This window comes from Lysobacter changpingensis (assembly GCF_017308985.1).
Classification (GTDB): Bacteria; Pseudomonadota; Gammaproteobacteria; order Xanthomonadales; family Xanthomonadaceae; genus Lysobacter_J; species Lysobacter_J changpingensis.
Map to the genome: position 1 here is coordinate 920,632 of NZ_JADWPE010000003.1, position 17,766 is coordinate 938,397.

The window sequence follows — 17,766 nt, forward strand, 5'->3', positions numbered from 1 at the left end:
GATGACGGGAATGGGACGGGCGGGCGGACGAGAGGGGATTGCCGCCCTGACTCACTCGCCCAGACTCAATCGCACCAAGCTCACCCACCCCACCCAGTCAACCACGCATCGATCGCCGGCAAACGATCCTTCTTCACCCCCACGCGATACTTGATGTTCGCGATCGCATTCTCCGACGCGCGACGCGAACCCGGTGCGACGTACGCCTGCGCGTACGCGTGCACCTTGCCGGCCATCGCCGGGTCCAGTGAATTGTTCGCCAGGCGCGGGTAGTAGCGCGAGCGCGAGGTGGAATCGACCTTCGTGTCGATCTGCTCGCGATGCGCGACGGCGAAGTCGAACGCGAGGTCCGGATGCAGGCCGGCGACGGTGCGGATCATGCCCGCGCTGTTGGTCGCGCCCGGCTCGTCGGTGAGCGCGAGGTCCAGCGCACGCTGCGCGAGCGCCGCGTCCTGCGTGGACGACAGCAGCATGTACAGCTCGTCCTTCACCAGCGGCGTCTTCTCGGCCTTCGCGGCGGCGTGCAGGCGCTCCCACGTTTCCGCGTCGGCGTGGCGCGCGATCACGGCGAGCACGCTGCGACGCAGCTCGCCCGGCAGTTCACCGGCGGCGTAGCGATGGCGCGCTTCCTCCACCACCATGCGATCGCCCAGCGCGCCCAGCGCTTCGATCAGGTCCGTGCGCAGCACCTTCACCGGATCGGCCTCGTCCGGCTTCGCGTCCCAGCCCACGCGCGCGAACACCGGCGCCAGCTGCGCGACGGCGAACGCGCGGAACTTCGCCTGGCGCGCGGCGTCGCCGCGGTAGTACGCATCCAGCGCGCGCAGCGTGCCGGCGATGTCGCCCCAGATCTGCGGATCGGCGTCGCGCGGCGTCGCCGTCACCAGGTCCAGGTAATCCGACGGCGATTGCAGGCCCGCCATGCCCAGTGCCCACACATCGTTCATCACGCCGAGCTGGTCGATCGCCTCGAGCTTCGCGAAGCCCTCGCGCACGCCCGCGAACTGTGCCGGCGCGTACAACGTGCGGTAGTAGCCGGTCTGCCCGGCATTGACGATCACCGGGCCGCAACCGGGCACGTCGAGCCGCGCGTGCCCGCCTTCGACCACCGTGCGCACGGGCTCGCCGCCGGCCGACTTGGCGATCACCGGCACGCGCCAGCGCAACGGCGCCTTGCCGGGGCGATCGCGCGTGAACTCGTCCTGCGCGAGGGTCAGCGTCGTCTTGCCGCCTTCGCACGCACCGGCCGCCACGCGCAGCATCGGGATGCCCGGTTGCAACGTGAAGTCATGCGCGATGTCGAGCACCGGCTTGCCCGCGGCGGCCTGGATCTCGCGCCACAGATCGTCGGACACCGTGTTCGCGTACGCATGCTTCTTCATGTAGCGGCGCACGCCTTCGCGCCACGCGTCACCGCCGACGTAGCCTTCGAGCATGCGGATCACCGCGCTGCCCTTCTCGTACGTGATGGAATCGAACGCCTGGCTCGCCTGTTCGACGGTCTCCACGTGCTGCACCACCGGATGCGTCGACGCGACCGCATCCAGCGCCATCGCCGATTCGCGCGAGCCGACCGCTTCCAGCTGCGTGTTCCATTCCGGATGCAGCTTCTGCGTGGTGCGCGACGCCATCCACGTCGCGAAGCCTTCGTTGAGCCACAGGTCGTCCCACCAGCTCATCGTCACCAGGTCGCCGAACCACTGGTGCGCGATTTCGTGCGCGGCCACGGCGAACACGCGCTGCTTGTCGGACTGCGTGGAAATGCTCGGGTCCAGCAGCAGCGTGTGCTCGAAGGTGAAGATCGCGCCCCAGTTCTCCATCGCGCTGAAGAACTGGCTCGCGCCGGGCGAGGCCACGTTGTCGAGCTTGGGCAGCGGATACTTCGTTCCGAAGTACTGGTTGTATTCGCGCAGCACGTCGGCCGAGGAATCCAGCGCGAACCGCGCCTGGTCGAGCGAGCCGCGCTGCGTGACCACGCCGATCTCCACACCTTCGGCCTGCGTGGTGGCGCGTTCGAAATCGCCGACCGACAGGAACAGCAGGTACGTCGACATCTTCGGCGACGGCGCGAATTCCACGCGCGTGGTGCCGTTGCCGAGGTCCTTCGTGGACGTGGCCGGCATGTTGCTCACCGCCATCTGCCCGGTCGGCACGGTCGCGGTCAGGGTGAAGGTCGCCTTGTGCGCGGGCTCGTCCCACGACGGGATCATGCGGCGCGCATCGGAGTTCTCGAACTGCGTGAACAGTGCGCGCTTGCGGCCGTCCTTCGTGTCGTAGTCGATGGCGAACAGGCCATTGGCCTGCGTGCCGATCTTCCCGGTGTATTCCAGCGCAAGACGATACGCGCCCGGCGCGAGCGGCCGGTCGAAGGTGAAGGTCGCGGTCTGCGCGGCGTTGTCGACGGCGATCTTCGGGGTGAGCGCGCGCCCCTTGCCGTCGGCGGGCGTGAGCGTCGCCGAAGTGAAGGTCATGTCGAGCGCGTTGAGCGTGATGCCGGGCGTGGACTGCGTCACCTGCAGCGCGATCGTCGCCGTGCCGGCGAGGGTCAGGTCCCCAGCGTTCGGCGTGATCGACACGTCGTAGTGCGTCGGGAGCACGTTGCGCGGAAGCTGCGTCGTGGTCTGGCTTCGGGCCATGGGAGCGTCCGGTGCGGCGGGCGCCGCGTTCGCGGCGGCACACGCGGTGGTCAGGGCCAGCGCGACGGCGGTTACCAGGGTACGGCGCATCGTTCGACAACCTCGTGATCGTGGAGAAAGGCACAGTGCCAGAGGCGCAGTGTGCCGGTCCTGCCCGCTGCGGATGCGGCGGGGATCACAGGTCGCGAATGGGTGGGGAAGGAAGGAGGCCGCCTCACCGGGCCGGGAACGCATCGCTGCGCCCCCGCGACAAGGCGCCCGGCGGCGGCCTCCATGGAAGGAGTGCCGCAAGAGACGTGCCACCCGTGCGGGCGGCGGTCCACCGCGCGGCGGGCTCGACGCGTCGTGCGAGGCGCGCAGGGTTTTCCGCCGGCAGTAAAGACTTGCCGCCGGCCTTCGCGTTCACGTAGTTCAACGTCGCCGGAAGATTTCGCGCCGCGTTGACGGGCACGGAACGGCGCCGCGCGCACCCTCGCGCTACCTGACAACAACCCTGGGAGGGCGCGATGAAATCAGGTACCTCTAGGGCCTTGTGGCTGGGCATCCTGCTCGCCGCGCCGGCGGCCGTCATGGCCGGCGACGACAAGGCCAAAATGATGGACACCAACAACGACGGCATGGTCAGCTCGGCCGAACATGCGGCGGGCGCCAAGCAGATGTTCACGAAGATGGACACCGACAGCGACGGCAACGTCACCGCCACCGAGATGGACGCCCATCGTGCCGCGAAGGCCGACAAGGGCGGCAAGATGAAGATGTCGTCGGCCGACAAGATCCGGAAGATCGACACCAACGGCGACGGCGTGGTCTCGGCCGCCGAGCACGACGCCGGTTCGGCGCAGATGTTCACCAAGATGGACACCAACCGCGATGGCAACCTCAGCGCTGCCGAGATGAAGGCGGGGCACGAGAAGGAGATGCGTACGGCGGATCGCGGGGAGTGACTCCCCCGACATGGCCTGAAAGACCGAACCCCTCTTCCATCGGGAGAGGGGTTCTGCTTTGCGGGCGATGGTTACCCTCGCGCCATCTCCATCGCTTCCTCCACGCGCCCGTCCGCCACCGCCACCCGGTCGCGCCCTTCGTGCTTGGCGCGATACAGCGCGCGATCGCCCGCCCGCATCAGCTCCAGGCCGACGTCGCCGTGCTCCGGCATCAGCGCCACGCCGATCGACACGGTGATGCGCAGCATCGCCCCGCCCGGCTCGCCGATGCGCAGCAGCGCGGCGCCGGCGCGGATGTCCTCGGCGCGTTCCAGCGCGGTCGGCAGGTCGGTTTCGGGCAGGATCAGGGTGAATTCCTCGCCGCCGTACCGGCAGGCGATGTCCTCCGGGCGGCAGCGTGTCTTGAGCATGCGCGCGAACGCCGACAGCGCCGCATCGCCCATCGCGTGGCCGTGGCGGTCGTTGAAGCTCTTGAAGTGGTCGATGTCCAGCATCAGCACCGCCAGCGGCTGCGCGCGGCGCTGGCAGTGGGCGATCTCGCGCGCCAGCGATTCCTCCAGGTAGCGGCGGTTGAACAAGCCGGTGAGCGGATCGCGCACCGCCTGGTGGCGCAGGCTTTCGCGCAGGCGGATGTTGGCGAGGGCGAGCGACAGCTGTTCGCACAGGCGGATCGCCAGCGATTCGTCCGGGATGCGGCCGCGTCCTTCGCCCTGCAACGACAGCCAGCCGACCACTTCGCCGTGCGCGCTCAGCGGCACGCACAGGCCATGCACGTCCTCCGCGCCGTGCGGCCGGCCGATGTGCGAGCAGCGCAGCCCGTGGCGCAGATCCTCCATCGCGAACGGCGCATAGCGGCGCACCGACCAGCACGCCTGCGACGCCGGCGCGTGATCGTTCGGCGCGACCGCTCCGCCCCATTGCGCGACGAGTTCGGCGTGATCGCGCGACGCGCGGATCACGTACAGCAGCCCCGCCAGCCCCGGCAGCAGGCGGCGGAAGGTCGCCGCGGTGATCTCGTAGAGCTCCTGCGCATCGGACGCGCCCTGCAGCATGCCCGAGTACTGGCTGAGCGCGGCCATGCTGTCGGACAGGCGCGCGAGCTGCTGGACGGTCGCGTTGAGTTCGGCGTTCGAGGCCGACGCCGCCGCTTCGGCCTGCTCGCGCACGCGGTTCTCGCGCGAAAGCAGCCGCTGCGCGTGGCCGATCAGCAGCAGGCTCAGCGGAATGCCGATGCCGGCGGCGAGCAGCGTCATCCACGCCGAACGTTCGGCGCGCCGCGCGTGCGTGGCCAGGTGCGTGGTCCCGGATGCGCGCAGTTCGCCGATGCGCCGCGTCACGTCGAGGTCGATGGCGCGCGTTCTGGCGAGCAGCGATGCATCCGCGCCGGCGCGCGCACCGGTTCGCGTGGACTGCATCGCTTCGGCACTCATGCGCAGGCGCGCCTCGAGCGCGCGGCCCAGTTCGGTCGCGCGCGCGCCCTGCGCCGCGTCCTCGCCGACCAGTTCGACCAGCACGTCGGCCTCGCGCTGGAGTTCGCCGCCGACGCGCCAGAAGCTGTCGCGGTTCTCTGCGCGCCCGCCGAGCAGGAAACCCCGGGCCTCGGCCACCGCCTGGTGGCGGAGCGATTCGATCCGGTCCACATGCCGCAGCACGGTGTAGGTGTGCGTCACCGCACGGTAGTCGGAGGCGAACTGGCTGGCGTTGGCGACCACGTACAGGCCCAGCGCGACCAGGATCGCCGTGGCCGCCAGGAACACACGCAGCGGCGAGAATCGGCGGGAAATCATCGGGTAGACAGACGTCCGGCGCGTCGCGACGCGCGTGTGGCTTCCCTGCCGTGATGGTGGCGGCACGGCGACGGGCCGCACCGGATTTGTCGCGCATTCTATCGGCGGAGGGTGGGGATTCCTGAGACGGCGTCCGTGGATTCGGGACTCGGGACTCGGGAGCGGGAGGCCTTCTCCGTCGTCCTGCTTTTCGCCCGGATGACGGCGATGGAGCGAAACTCCCCAGGCGCCTGCGACGGCTCCAGGGAATCCCGAATCTCCAGCCCCCAATCCCGAGTCCCATGATCGCCATCGACATCCTGCTCGAACCCGACGAAGCCACGCAGGAACGTGCGCGTCGCACCAACGCCGCGCTGCGTCGCGACCATCCGGCGGGATTCCCCTTCGACGACACCCACCTGCCCCACGTCACGCTGGTCCAGCGCTACCTCTACGAACACGATCTGCCTGCGCTGCTGGCCGCGATCGGCCGCGTCGCCGCCGCGCACAATCCGCTCGCGCTGTCGCTGGAGGTGACCGGCGTGCAGGTTCGCATCGACGGCGACACCGGCAGCGCGTCATGGCGCATCGCCGATTCGCCTGCGTTGCAGGCGCTGGCCGACGACTGCCTCGGCACGGCGCAGGCGCTGGCAGTGGCTGGCGGCACGGCGGTGGCCTTCGTTCCGGACGACGACGGCTCGCCGATCCGCGAATCCACGATCCGGTACGTCGAACGTTTCGTTCCCGATCACAGCGGCGCGAACTTCTCGCCGCACCTGACGCTGGGGCATGCGCGCGCGGGATTCCTGCGCGAGCTGGAAGCGGCTGCGTTCACCGCTTTTGCCTTCGCGCCGGTGGCGGTAGGCGTGTATCAGATCGGCAATCACGGGACGGCGCGGCGGTGTTTGTGGCGCTGGCCGGCGCGGAGCGACGGTTGACCTCCCTCCTGCTTACGGGAGCCCACGCGCATGGCGCCGTGGCGTCGACCAAAGCAGCGCACCATCGCCGCATCACTGCATCGCTCGTCCCGACCTTCACCCCCACCCCTCTCCCTGAGGAAGAGGGGCCTGAAAGCCCTCTCCTCTGAAAGCCTCTCCCTGCTTGCGGGGGTGAGGCGGGACGCTTGCGCGCCACTGTCGCGCGTCCCGACGAACGCCATCGGGCCATGCCCGATGGCTGCGCGGGTTGGGCAGGTGACCGTGCACAGCGCCGTAACGCTGACGAGCAAATCGCAGCATCACCGCGTCCGAAACCAGCCCGCGTTTGCTACGTCCCGCCAACGCAAACCGCCGCAGCCGTCACCCCTCCGGCACCCACACGTACGCATCTCCCTGTGCCTTCACGTGACCGAGCCCCGGGAACGGAAAGTGCACCGCATACACCCGCAGGTTTCCATCGGCCGCTCGCTTGAGCAGCGCGCGACGCGCCGCCTGCGCCCTGGGTGCATCCTGGTCGTACTCGACGGTCCAGTCGGGACGCTGCACCGACACGATGTAATGGTGCGCCGCATCGCCGATGTACAGCAGTCGCTCGTCGCCGGACGCGATCTCGTAGGCGCTGTGACCCGGCGTGTGACCTTCCAGCGCGACAGCGGTGACGCCCGGCAGCACCGGAGCACCCGGCTCGAAGGTCGCGACCTTCCGGCCGATCGCAGCCACCAGCTTCGCCGCATTCGGATTCTCCTGCATCGCCGCCCACTCCGGCGCGGACATGCGCACGGTGGCATTCGGGAACGCGAGCGTGCCGTCCTTCGCGAGCAGGCCGGCGACGTGGTCGGGATGCCCATGCGAAAGCAGCACGTCGGTGACCTGCGCGGGCTCCACGCCCGCCGCGCGCAGCGAAGCCTGCAGCTTTCCGGCCTTCGCCCACGTCTCGCCGCCCGCGCCCGTATCGAACAGCACCGTGCGGTCGCCATCGCGCAGCAGCAGCGGCTGGATGCTCAACTGCAGCGTGTCGGTCGGCTGCCCGTTGGCGGACAGCAGCGCGGCGACGTCTTCGGTCTTCTGGCCGACGCCGAAGGTCTTGCCGTCGTTGGGCGTGTCGATGGTGCCGTCGCGCAACGCGACCGCGTCGAGCGTGCCGATGCGGAAGCGGTGGATATCGGCCTGCTCCTGCGATGCGGGCGCGGGTGCCGCCGGGGCCGGAGCCGCCGGCGCTGCCGCCTGTTCTTCGGAAGCGGGCTTCTTCGCGCAACCGGCGAGCATCGTGCCGGCGAGCAGCAGGGAAACCGCAAGGGCGAGAGGACTGCGGGTCATGGCGTACTCCAGTGGAAGGACCGGCGACCACGCTGGCGCGCGAGAGCTTAGCGCGCGACGGATGACGCGCGGGAGGACAACGGTTGGGATGGTGTGTGGTGGCGGCTGTGGTTGCGACTGGTTTGGCATTGCCGTTCTCCTTCGCCTTTCTGCGCCTGCCCGTCACTCGCGCGAAGGCGTGTGGTTCGCCGGAACGAGTGCCCGTGCACTGCGGGCCTGGAGCCCGGCCTTCGCCGGGATGAAGGTTTTGCCTTTGCCGAATCCGCATCCCCCATCCCCAATCTCAAACCCTGAGACGCCCCTCCCCTACAACGCCCTGCCCTCCCGCCAAACGAACCCGCATGAGCCAGCCGGCGCGCAGTCCGACCGACCTCTCCGTCTTTCCCGAGGTCGCACGACCGCGGCCCGCCGCCGATGGCCGCGCGCTCGCGCAGCGGCTGGAGAACAAGTACCTCTCGCGCATCACCGGCGTGCACACCGTGCCCGGGCGCCCCGAGCGCAGCGTGCCGATGCCCGACGACGTCCCTGCCGGCGTCGTGCATGCGCTCGCCGCGCGCGGCATCGACCGCCTGTATTCGCACCAGGCCGAGGCGTGGCACGCGGTGCGGCGCGGCGAGGACGTGGTGATCGCCACCGCCACCGCGTCGGGCAAGAGCCTGTGCTATCTGCTGCCGGTGCTGGCCGCCGCGTCGACGCAGCGTTCGAAGGCGTTGTTCCTGTTCCCGACCAAAGCCCTCGCGCAGGACCAGGTCGCCGAACTGCTCGAACTCAACGCCGCCGGCAATCTCGGCGTGCGCACCTTCACCTTCGACGGCGACACGCCCGGCGATGCGCGACAGGCGATCCGCCTGCACGGCGACATCGTGGTGAGCAATCCCGACATGCTCCACCAGGGCATCCTGCCGCACCACACCAAATGGGCGCAGTTCTTCGAGAACCTGCGCTATGTGGTGATCGACGAAGTACACAGCTACCGCGGCGTGTTCGGTTCGCACGTGGCGAATGTGATCCGCCGCCTGCAGCGCATCTGCGCGTTCTACGGTTCGAAGCCGCAGTTCATTTTGTGCTCGGCGACGATAGGCAATCCGAAGGCACACGCCGAAGCGCTGACCGAGCGCGACGTCACCGCCGTCACCGAATCCGGCGCGCCCAGCGGCGACAAGCACGTGCTGCTGTGGAACCCGCCGGTGGTCAATCCCGACCTCGGCCTGCGCGCCTCTGCGCGGTCGCAGAGCAACCTCATCGCGCGCCTGACCATCAAGGCCGGGTTGAAGACGCTGGTGTTCGCGCAGTCGCGATTGATGGTGGAAGTGCTGACCAAGTACCTCAAGGATGTCTTCGACAACGATCCGCGCAAGCCGGCGCGCATCCGCAGCTACCGCGGCGGCTATCTGCCGACCGAACGCCGCGAGACCGAACGCGCCATGCGGGCCGGCACCATCGACGGCATCGTCTCGACGTCCGCGCTGGAGCTCGGCGTGGACATCGGCGCGCTCGACGCGGTGGTGCTCAACGGCTATCCCGGATCGATCGCCGCGACGTGGCAGCGCTTCGGCCGCGCGGGCCGGCGAAAGCAGGCGTCGGTCGGCGTGCTGGTCGCCAGTTCCGATCCGCTGGACCAGTACGTCATCCGGCATCCGGAGTTCTTCGCCAACGCTTCGCCGGAGCACGCGCGCATCCACGCCGACCAGCCGGTGATCCTGCTCGACCACATCCGCTGCGCGGCGTTCGAACTGCCGTTCCAGGCGCGCGAGCTGTTCGGCCCGGTCGATCCGCAGGTCTACCTGCAACTGCTTTCCGAAGATGGCGTGGTGCACAACGAGAACGACCGCTGGGAGTGGATCGCCGACAGCTATCCTGCCAATGCCGTAAGCCTGCGTTCGGTGGCCGACGGTAACTTCGTCGTGGTCGATCGCACCGAAGGCCGGCAGACGATCATCGCCGAAGTCGATTTCTCCTCCGCGCCGCTCACGCTGTACGAAGGCGCGATCTACATGGTGCAGGCCACGCCCTACCAGGTGGAGAAACTCGACTGGGACGGCCGCAAGGCGTTCGTCACGCGCACGCACGTGGATTACTACACCGACGCGATCGACTACACCAAGCTGAAGGTGCTCGAACGTTTCGACGGTTCGCCCGCCGGCCGCGGCACCTGCCACCACGGCGAAGTGCACGTGGTGCGGCGCGTCGCCGGCTACAAGAAGATCCGCTACTACACGCACGAGAACATCGGCTACGGCCCGGTAACCTTGCCCGACCAGGAACTGCATACGACGAGCGTGTGGTGGCAGCTTCCGCCGGCGGTGCTGGAGTCGGAATTCGCATCGCGGCAGGAAGCGCTCGACGGCTTCCTCGGTGCCGGTTACGCGCTGCATGTCGTCGCCAAGCTCGCGGTGATGGCCGAAGGCGTCGATCTGCAGAAGGCCGTCGGCGATGGCAACGGCGCATGGTTCGCCAGCGCGGACGGGCGCGGGCGCGGGCAGTTGCGCGGCGCGGGCGACGACGCCGTGTCGCTGGAAGACGGCGAACGTTTCGTACCAACCGTCTACCTCTACGACAACTATCCCGGCGGCGTCGGCCTGAGCGAGCCGCTGCATTTCCGCCAGCGCGAACTCGTGCAGCGCGCGGTGGAACTGGTCGAACGTTGCGACTGCAAGGCCGGTTGCCCGGCGTGCGTGGGGCCGGTGCTGGCGATCGATGAAGATGCCAGCATCGCGCCACGCGCGCTCGCGTTGCGCGTGCTCAAGGCGTTGGCGCCCGCATGAGCCTGACCCTCGCGCGTCTGCAACAGCTCAAGCGCCAGGCCGGCGCGGCGGTGCCTTCCAAACCGGTCGAGGTTGCGCGCACGCCGAGCATCGACGACCTGCGACGTCATCTGCGGCGGCGTGCGCCGGATCCGGTATTGCGCATCGCATCCGACGATCGCCACGTGCCGGGCGTGGAGATCGCACGCGGTCTGCGCCTGGTCGAAGCACGATTGCCGTTCGCGCCGCCGCAGGCATGGATCGATGGGCGTTTCGATCGCCGCGATGCGCTGGATGCGCAACGGCTGATGTTCTTCGATACGGAAACCACGGGCCTGGCCGGCGGCAGCGGCACGCGCGCCTTCATGATCGGCGCCGCCGACTGGTTCGAGGGTGCGCTGCGCGTGCGGCAGTTGCTGATCACCACGATGTCGGGCGAAGCGGCGATGCTCGACGTGTTCCGCCAGTGGCTGCGCCCGGACACGGTGCTGGTCAGCTACAACGGCAAGTGCTACGACGCGCCGCTGCTCGCGACACGCTACCGCCTCAACCGCATGGGCACGCCGCTGGCGGACCTGGTGCACGTGGACCTGCTGTATCCCACGCGGCGGCGTTATCGCGGGCGTTGGGAGAACTGCCGGCTGGCGACGATCGAGCGCCGCGCGTTGAACGTCGTGCGCGAGGACGACCTGCCAGGTTCGGAAGCGCCGGCGGCATGGTTGTCGTACCTGCGCGGCGGATCGGCGTTCAACCTGCGCCGCGTGCTCGCGCACAACGATCGCGACGTGGCCACGCTGGCGGAACTGCTGCTGCATCTGTCCCGGTTGAGTGCGATGGAGATGGATGCGGTGGGGTTTGAGATGCCGTGATGCGGGTGGGCGCGTCGGATTTTTGGGATGTTCCGGCGTTTTTGTAGCCCGGGTAAGCGAAGCGCACCCGGGGCGCGGTCGCTTCTCCGACCCGGGTGCGCTTCGCTTACCCGGGCTACAAGAGCAGCATGGCTTCCGAAAGGATCGTCATCTCACCAGGAAGGCCGGCATCCCGGCGAAGGCCGGATGACGGATGACGGTGAAATGGTCCCAGGAAGCGCACTAGGAGCCCACGCCCCGTCAAGCCCGCTCATGCGGATCCCCCGCGCCATCCACCTCCTCATGCCGCGCCTCCAGCGCCGACACCACCGCCTGCCGGCGCGCGCCGCCGATCATCGCGGCGAGCCAGTCCTGCAGCAGGTCGGCCCACGCGCGCTTCGCGTCGGGATGCGACAGTTCATGGTCCGCGCCTGAAATCGTGCGCGTCGTGATCGACGACGCACGCACCAGCGCGCCGCGGAAGCTTTCGGCGACCGCAGCGGGCAGGACCTGGTCGTCCTGCGAGCACACCAGCAGCACGTCGCCGCGGAATTCCGCCAGCGCGGTCAGCGCGCGATTGCCACCGGGCGCCTGCACGTGGCGGCGGTATTCGGCCAGTTCGACCCGTTCTTCGAGCGCGTGCTTGGAAACGTCCCAGCCCTCGTCCGGATACAGCGCCGGCGAACGCAGCGCGAGCCACTGCACGCGACGCCGCTCCGTCAGCAGCGTCGCCAGGTACGCGCCATAACTGAAGCCGACCACCGCGATCGCGCGCTCGTCCACGTCGTCGCGGGCGACCAGCCAGTCGTACGCGGCGAGCAGGTCGCGCAGGTTGTCTTCACGACTGACGTGGTCATGGCGCGGGTCGTCGCGATCATGGCCGCGCAGGTCCACCGTGAGCACCGCGCAGCCCACCGCCACTGCATCGCGCAGATGGCCCAGGTCGAATTCCTGCGTCCCGTTCCATCCGTGCACGAAGATGACCGCGGGCAATGCCGGCAAGGGCGTGGCGAACGTCGCGCAGAAATGGTCGTCCGCGACCGGCAGGCGCAGCGATTCCACGCGCGCTTCCACCGGCGAAACGCCGCTGGCGAACGCCGCCCCGCCACGCCTGTCCGTGCCCGCTGCTTCCTTCATGCGCCGATCCTCGCCAGCCGCGCGTGATCGCCTCGTCGGCGCGCCGCGCCGTGCCCGCGCACGCATCACGCCGCCTTGAAGAACCCTGCCATAAGGTCGATCCATCGCCAGCTGGAGCCGGTGGCCGGAGCGCCCGTTCATGCGCGCCCCGCCCGCTCGAGGCGTCCCCGAAGAAAACCCGCACGCATGAAAATCGCCCAGATTTCCCCGCTGTATGAAGCGGTTCCGCCGAAGCTGTACGGGGGAACCGAACGCGTCGTCGCGCACCTGTGCGATGCGCTGGTGCAGGCCGGCCACGACGTCACGCTGTTCGCCAGCGGCGACGCGCAGACCACCGCCACGCTCGCGCCGATGCGCGACCAGGCCATCCGCCTGGATCCGGCGCCGCTGAAGAGCGACCTCGCCGCGCACCTGGCGATGCTCGACGAAGTGCGCCAGCGCGCGGACGAGTTCGACATCATCCACTTCCACATCGACCTGCTGCATTTCCCGTTCTTCCAGGACATGCCGTGGCGCACGCTGACCACGCTGCACGGACGGCTCGACCTGAAGGACCTGCCGCAGGCCTACGCGTGCTGGCCGCAGTTCCCGCTGGCGTCGATCTCCGACCACCAGCGCCGGCCGCTGCCGTCGGCGAACTGGGCCGGCACGGTCCATCACGGGCTGCCGTCGGACCTGTACCAGTTCAGCCCGACGCCACGTGGCGGGTACCTCGCTTTCCTGGGGCGGATATCGCCCGAAAAACGCGTGGATCGCGCCATCGAGATCGCGCGCCGCGCCGGCCTGCCGCTGCGCATCGCGGCGAAGATCGACACGGTCGACCGTGCGTATTTCCACGACGAGATCGAACCGCTCCTGCAAGGCCCCGGCGTGGAATACATCGGCGAGATCAACGACGAACAGAAGAGCGAGTTCCTCGGCGGCGCGGTCGCGCTGCTGTTCCCGATCGACTGGCCCGAGCCGTTCGGGCTGGTGATGATCGAGGCGATGGCCTGCGGCACGCCGGTGATCGCATGGAACTGCGGCTCGGTGCCGGAAGTGCTCGACCATGGCGCGACGGGCCTCATCGTCGACGGCATGGACGAGGCGGTGCAGGCCGTGCAGTCGGTGGCGCGCTACGACCGTGGCCGCATCCGCGCGCGCTTCGAGCAGCGTTTCTCCGCCAGCGCCATGGCGCGCCGTTACGTCGAGTTGTACTGGCGCGTGCTGGAACAGGGAGGCACGCGCATCCGCCTCACCGCTTGAAGCCTTCCACCACCGGGCGTTGACACATGGATCCGGCTGCTGCCGCGACGCTGTTCTCCAGCTACGTCCTCAAGGACGGCGACACTTTCCTCATCGCCAACGGTTCCGGCGACATCGTCGGCGAGGGCGATGGCCAGTTCCACAACGACACGCGGATCCTCTCGCGTTACCGCATGACGCTGGGCGATTCCACGCCCGCGCTGCTCAGTTCGATGGTCTCGCGCGACAACGTGTTCTTCGTCGCGCACCTGACCAACCGCGCGCTCCCGCCGCTCGGTGGCGACGCCACGCCGCACGGGCTGGTGCATGTGAAGCGCACGCGCTTCCTGTGCGCGGACCGGCTGTTCGAGCGCGTGGCGCTGACCAACTACGGCACCGAAGCGGTCCGCCTGACGCTGGTGTTCGATTGCGACGCCGACTTCCGCGACATGTTCGAAGTGCGCGGAACGCATCGCGCGGCGCGCGGGCAGCAGTTGCCGCCGCATCCGCGCGAGGACGGCCTCACCTTCGGCTACGTCGGCCTGGATGGCGCGCCGTGCCGCGCATCGATCGTGTTCTCGCGCGCGCCGCGCAGGATGGACGACGGACGCCTCGCATTCGACATCGCACTGGAACCGCGTGCGCGCGAAGAGATGCACCTGGAAGTCAGCGCCGACGACGATCCGCCGCCGGCCACGCGCTCGCGTTATCGCGCCGCGGCGAGCGTCGCGCGCACACGCATGCGCCGCCGGCAGCGGCGGCTTTCGCGCGTGCGCAGCGAGGCGCCGCTGTTCAATTCGTGGATGGAACGCTCGCGCGCGGACCTCGCGCTGCTGACCAGCGAACTCGACACGGGGCCGTATCCGTACGCGGGCATTCCGTGGTTCTCCACGCCGTTCGGTCGCGATGCGGTGATCACCGCGTTGCAGACGCTGTGGCTCGATCCGGCGCTCGCGCGCGGCGTGCTCGCCTTCCTCGCGCGCAACCAGGCGAAGGAAGAATCGTCCTTCATGGACGCATCGCCGGGCAAGATCATGCACGAGACGCGCAAGGGCGAGATGGCGCGCCTGCGCGAGCTTCCGTTCGGCCTGTATTACGGCGGCGTGGACACGACGCCGCTGTTCCTGGTGCTCGCCGCCGAGTACGCGCGGCGCACCGGCGATGTCGAATTCATCCGCCGCATCTGGCCCGAGCTGAAGGCCGCGGCGGCGTGGATCGAACGCGTGTGCGACGCCAATCCGCTCGGCCTGCTCGACTACGCGCGCGGCGAAGCGACGGGGCTAGCGAACCAGGGCTGGAAGGACAGCTTCGATTCGGTGTTCCATGCCGACGGACGTTCGCCGCAGGGACCGATCGCGCTGGTCGAAGTGCAGGGTTATGTGTTCGCCGCGATGCGCGGCATGGCGCGGCTCGCGCTGGCGCTGGGCGAGGACGATTCCTCGCGGCAATGGCTGTTGCGTTCGGAGCGCATCGCCGAAGCGGTGGAGACGCACTTCTGGATGGAGTCGGGCTTCTACGGAATCGCCGTGGATGGCGAGAACGCGTTGTGCGCGGTGCGCGCGAGCAATCCCGGCCACCTGCTCTACATGGGCTTGCCGAAGCATCCGCGCGCGCAGGCCGTCGCCGAACAGCTGATGTCGCAGGATTTCTTCAGCGGCTGGGGCATCCGCACGCTCGCCGTCGGCGAGGCGCGCTACAACCCGATGTCGTACCACAACGGGTCGGTGTGGCCGCACGACAGCGCGCTGTGCGCGGCCGGGTTGGCGCGCTACGGCCATCGCCAGGCATCGATGCGCCTGCTGCGCAGCGCCTTCGAAGCGGCGGTCGCGTTCGACATGCGCCTGCCGGAGCTGTTCTGCGGCTTCCCGCGCGTGCCCGGCGGCGCACCGGTGGCGTATCCGGTCGCGTGCCTGCCGCAGGCGTGGGCGGCGGGTTCGGCGTTCATGTCGCTGCAGGCGTGCCTGGGCATCGACATCGACGGCCCGGCGGCGGAGATCGTGCTGGACCATCCGCGCCTGCCGATCGGCGTGGAGGAGCTGTCGATCCGCAACCTCACCCTTGGCGAGCGACGCGCGCACCTGGTGCTCAAGCGGCTGGGCGAGCGGGTGGCGGTGTTCGTGGAGGGGCCGGATTCGGAAGGGGTGGTGGCCAGGGTCAGGGGGTGAGGCAGCCTGCTCCCGCGACACTGTCGCGTAGGCTGCGCCGTGGAGGGCGGCGGTATCGCGTCGGAAGCAGGCTGTCGCTTCTCGCGAACGGCAGATCCGCCGCTTCTGTAGCCCGGGTAAGCGCAGCGCACCCGGGGGTTGCGCTGGAGTGCTCCGCAGCGTTCGTGGGCCCAGCGGCGTCACCCGTGCGCTGCGCTTACCCGGGCTACAACGGCCACAAGAGCTGCAACCGCTGCGACTCACCGCACGCGCGACTATCCCCCAATCCCCAACGCCCCCTCCACCGCCCGGAACACCGCACTCATCTGCAACGGCTTGCGCAACACCGCCGCCACCGCGTCGGGCGGCAGGGCGTCGTGGCGCAGCGGGTCGGTCGGGTCGCCCAGGGTGATCACCGGCCCATCGAAGCCCGCATCGCGCAGCGCCAGCAACAGGCTCACCGCCGACAGCATCAGGATCTCGCTGTCGATGATCGCGAGCTTCGGCAGCCCCTCGCGCGCGATCAGGCGCAGCGCGGCGGCACCGTCCACGGCGACGCGCGGATCGAAGCCCTGGCTGTCGAGCGCGTTCGCCAGCAGCGACAAGCGCGTGCCATCGCCGTCCACCAGCAGGATGCGCTGCCCATTGCCCACCGCGAAACGCTCGCCAGGCGCATCGCCTGGCTCGACCGCGGTGCTCAGCGGCAGGTGCAGTTCGAACGTGGTGCCCTGCCCCGGCTCGCTTTCCACCACGATGTGCCCGTGCAGGCCGTCGACGAAGCGCCTGCACGACAGCAGGCCCAGCCCGGTGCCTTCCGGCTTGGTGGTGAAGAACGGCGTGAACAGCTGCGCGCGCGTGTGCTCGTCCATGCCGCAGCCGTCGTCGGACACGCGCACGCACACCCGGTCGCCGTCGTCGTGCGCGATGCGGCGCGCGGACAGGCGCAGCTCGCCGCCGCGCTCGTCCATCGCCTGCACGCCGTTGAGCGCGAGGTTGACCAGGCACTGCTGGAACTCGATGTGGTTGCAGTGGACGACGAGTTCCTCCTCCAGCTGCTCGCACACCAGCACGACGTTGCGCGGCAGGGTGCCCTGCAACAGCAGCGCGACCGCCTGGAACAGCTGCGCCACCGGCACGTCCTCGCTCGCGCGATGCGTGCCGCGCACGAAGGCGAGCATCGATTCGGCCATCTCGTGCCCGCGCCGGCCGCTCTCGGCGATGAGCGACGACAGCCGGCGGACGTTCGGATCGTCGCTGTAGGCGTTGAGCAGGTCCGGCACGATCAGCAGCGGCTGCAGCACGTTGCGCAGGTCGTGGCTGAGTCCGGCGGCGAGCATCGCCAGGCAGTCGAGCCGCTGCGAGCGCATCAGTTCCTGCTCGGCGCGTTCGCGCTCGCGCGCGTTGCGGGCCTCGCGCACGGCGCGCACCACCGCGTTGGGCAGGCGCGCGGGGTTCTGCTTGAGGACGCAGTCGTTCGCGCCGCGATGCAGCGCATCCACCGCGGTTTCCTCGCCGATCGTGCCGGACACGAGGATGAAGGGGAGCTCCGCGTCGCGCTCGCGCAGGATGCGCAGCGCCTCCATGCCCGAGAACCCCGGCAGCGACAGGTCGGAGAGCACCAGGTCGAAGCGCTCGCGTTCGAGCGCCTCGAGCAGGCCGTGCTCGCTGTCGACGCGCTGGAACCGCGCTTCCAGCCCGGACGCCAGCAGGTGCTCGCGGAGCAGCTCCGCATCGTCGGGGGAGTCCTCGACCATGAGCACGTTCAAGGGCCCCAGCGAGGCCGCGCCGTTGGGCTGCATGTCAGGCGATCTCCCCGACAGCGGCGACGGACCGCGGTCCCGCCGCGTCCACGGGCCCGTGACCGGATGGGCCGGACGCCACCGGCGCCAGCCCCCATCGTCCCCACCTGAAGCGAGTCGTGTCTGGTTCCATTCGTCCCCGGTGCCGGCGGTGCGGGCCGGCGGCAGCGGCCGATGCTACCCGATGGGTTTGCGTGCGCCGGGTGAAGGCGACGGGATCTTGCGGAACCGGCGCGATCAGGCCGATCGCAGGTCGGGACGCCGGTGCT

General features: G+C 69.4%; 11 protein-coding genes. 6 read left to right on the forward strand and 5 right to left on the reverse strand.

Annotation, left to right across the window (positions count from 1 at the left end; translation table 11 throughout):
- Window positions 1-80: 80 nt before the first annotated feature.
- Window positions 81-2,726 carry a M1 family metallopeptidase gene (locus I4U41_RS11170; protein WP_206861186.1) on the reverse strand — a complete coding sequence of 882 codons (2,646 nt, stop codon included), beginning with the start codon at window positions 2,724-2,726 and terminating at the stop codon, window positions 81-83.
- 416 nt (window positions 2,727-3,142) lie between these two features.
- Between I4U41_RS11170 and I4U41_RS11175 the strand changes: the two genes are divergently transcribed.
- On the forward strand, window positions 3,143-3,580 hold the full coding sequence (locus tag I4U41_RS11175) for an EF-hand domain-containing protein (RefSeq protein ID WP_206861630.1): 438 nt from the start codon (window positions 3,143-3,145) through the stop codon (window positions 3,578-3,580).
- A gap of 71 nt (window positions 3,581-3,651) precedes the next feature.
- Here I4U41_RS11175 and I4U41_RS11180 read toward each other — a convergent pair whose 3' ends face one another.
- Window positions 3,652-5,367, reverse strand: a complete 1,716-nt coding sequence (locus I4U41_RS11180; RefSeq protein ID WP_206861187.1) for a sensor domain-containing diguanylate cyclase — start codon at window positions 5,365-5,367, stop codon at window positions 3,652-3,654.
- 281 nt (window positions 5,368-5,648) lie between these two features.
- Between I4U41_RS11180 and I4U41_RS11185 the strand changes: the two genes are divergently transcribed.
- Window positions 5,649-6,284, forward strand: coding sequence for a 2'-5' RNA ligase family protein (locus tag I4U41_RS11185; RefSeq protein ID WP_206861188.1), 636 nt, complete (start codon window positions 5,649-5,651; stop codon window positions 6,282-6,284).
- Between the two features lie 360 nt (window positions 6,285-6,644).
- Here I4U41_RS11185 and I4U41_RS11190 read toward each other — a convergent pair whose 3' ends face one another.
- A complete protein-coding gene (locus I4U41_RS11190) occupies window positions 6,645-7,601 on the reverse strand; it encodes an MBL fold metallo-hydrolase (protein ID WP_206861189.1) in 957 nt (318 codons plus the stop codon).
- A 341-nt stretch (window positions 7,602-7,942) separates the two neighbouring features.
- Here I4U41_RS11190 and I4U41_RS11195 point away from each other — a divergent pair, with 341 nt between their 5' ends.
- Together I4U41_RS11195 and I4U41_RS11200 are read left to right on the forward strand one after the other, a co-directional pair.
- Window positions 7,943-10,366 (forward strand): DEAD/DEAH box helicase, encoded by a 2,424-nt coding sequence (locus I4U41_RS11195; protein ID WP_206861190.1) that lies wholly within the window; start codon window positions 7,943-7,945, stop codon window positions 10,364-10,366.
- Window positions 10,363-11,214 (forward strand): ribonuclease H-like domain-containing protein, encoded by an 852-nt coding sequence (locus I4U41_RS11200; RefSeq protein ID WP_206861191.1) that lies wholly within the window; start codon window positions 10,363-10,365, stop codon window positions 11,212-11,214. Before I4U41_RS11195 ends, I4U41_RS11200 begins: the two co-directional genes overlap by 4 nt.
- A gap of 240 nt (window positions 11,215-11,454) precedes the next feature.
- Here the strand turns inward: I4U41_RS11200 and I4U41_RS11205 are convergent, their stop codons facing one another.
- Entirely contained in the window at window positions 11,455-12,330 is an 876-nt protein-coding gene (locus I4U41_RS11205) for an alpha/beta hydrolase family protein (protein ID WP_206861192.1), read from the reverse strand.
- A gap of 186 nt (window positions 12,331-12,516) precedes the next feature.
- Between I4U41_RS11205 and I4U41_RS11210 the strand changes: the two genes are divergently transcribed.
- Together I4U41_RS11210 and I4U41_RS11215 are read left to right on the forward strand one after the other, a co-directional pair.
- Window positions 12,517-13,575, forward strand: coding sequence for a glycosyltransferase family 4 protein (locus I4U41_RS11210; RefSeq protein WP_206861193.1), 1,059 nt, complete (start codon window positions 12,517-12,519; stop codon window positions 13,573-13,575).
- Between the two features lie 26 nt (window positions 13,576-13,601).
- The gene (locus I4U41_RS11215) at window positions 13,602-15,719 is read left to right on the forward strand and encodes an amylo-alpha-1,6-glucosidase (RefSeq protein ID WP_206861194.1); all 2,118 of its coding nucleotides are present in this window, start codon (window positions 13,602-13,604) and stop codon (window positions 15,717-15,719) included.
- 254 nt (window positions 15,720-15,973) lie between these two features.
- Here the strand turns inward: I4U41_RS11215 and I4U41_RS11220 are convergent, their stop codons facing one another.
- On the reverse strand, window positions 15,974-17,497 hold the full coding sequence (locus tag I4U41_RS11220) for a response regulator (protein ID WP_242525123.1): 1,524 nt from the start codon (window positions 17,495-17,497) through the stop codon (window positions 15,974-15,976).
- Window positions 17,498-17,766: the final 269 nt, after the last annotated feature.

What these genes read in the sequence shown, in the direction of transcription:
- I4U41_RS11170 (WP_206861186.1), bottom strand. Translation starts at nt 2,726, where the DNA reads ATGCGCCGTACCCTGGTAACCGCCGTCGCGCTGGCCCTGACCACCGCG.
- I4U41_RS11175 (WP_206861630.1), top strand. Translation starts at nt 3,143, where the DNA reads ATGAAATCAGGTACCTCTAGGGCCTTGTGGCTGGGCATCCTGCTCGCC.
- I4U41_RS11180 (WP_206861187.1), bottom strand. Translation starts at nt 5,367, where the DNA reads ATGATTTCCCGCCGATTCTCGCCGCTGCGTGTGTTCCTGGCGGCCACG.
- I4U41_RS11185 (WP_206861188.1), top strand. Translation starts at nt 5,649, where the DNA reads ATGATCGCCATCGACATCCTGCTCGAACCCGACGAAGCCACGCAGGAA.
- I4U41_RS11190 (WP_206861189.1), bottom strand. Translation starts at nt 7,601, where the DNA reads ATGACCCGCAGTCCTCTCGCCCTTGCGGTTTCCCTGCTGCTCGCCGGC.
- I4U41_RS11195 (WP_206861190.1), top strand. Translation starts at nt 7,943, where the DNA reads ATGAGCCAGCCGGCGCGCAGTCCGACCGACCTCTCCGTCTTTCCCGAG.
- I4U41_RS11200 (WP_206861191.1), top strand. Translation starts at nt 10,363, where the DNA reads ATGAGCCTGACCCTCGCGCGTCTGCAACAGCTCAAGCGCCAGGCCGGC.
- I4U41_RS11205 (WP_206861192.1), bottom strand. Translation starts at nt 12,330, where the DNA reads ATGAAGGAAGCAGCGGGCACGGACAGGCGTGGCGGGGCGGCGTTCGCC.
- I4U41_RS11210 (WP_206861193.1), top strand. Translation starts at nt 12,517, where the DNA reads ATGAAAATCGCCCAGATTTCCCCGCTGTATGAAGCGGTTCCGCCGAAG.
- I4U41_RS11215 (WP_206861194.1), top strand. Translation starts at nt 13,602, where the DNA reads ATGGATCCGGCTGCTGCCGCGACGCTGTTCTCCAGCTACGTCCTCAAG.
- I4U41_RS11220 (WP_242525123.1), bottom strand. Translation starts at nt 17,497, where the DNA reads ATGCAGCCCAACGGCGCGGCCTCGCTGGGGCCCTTGAACGTGCTCATG.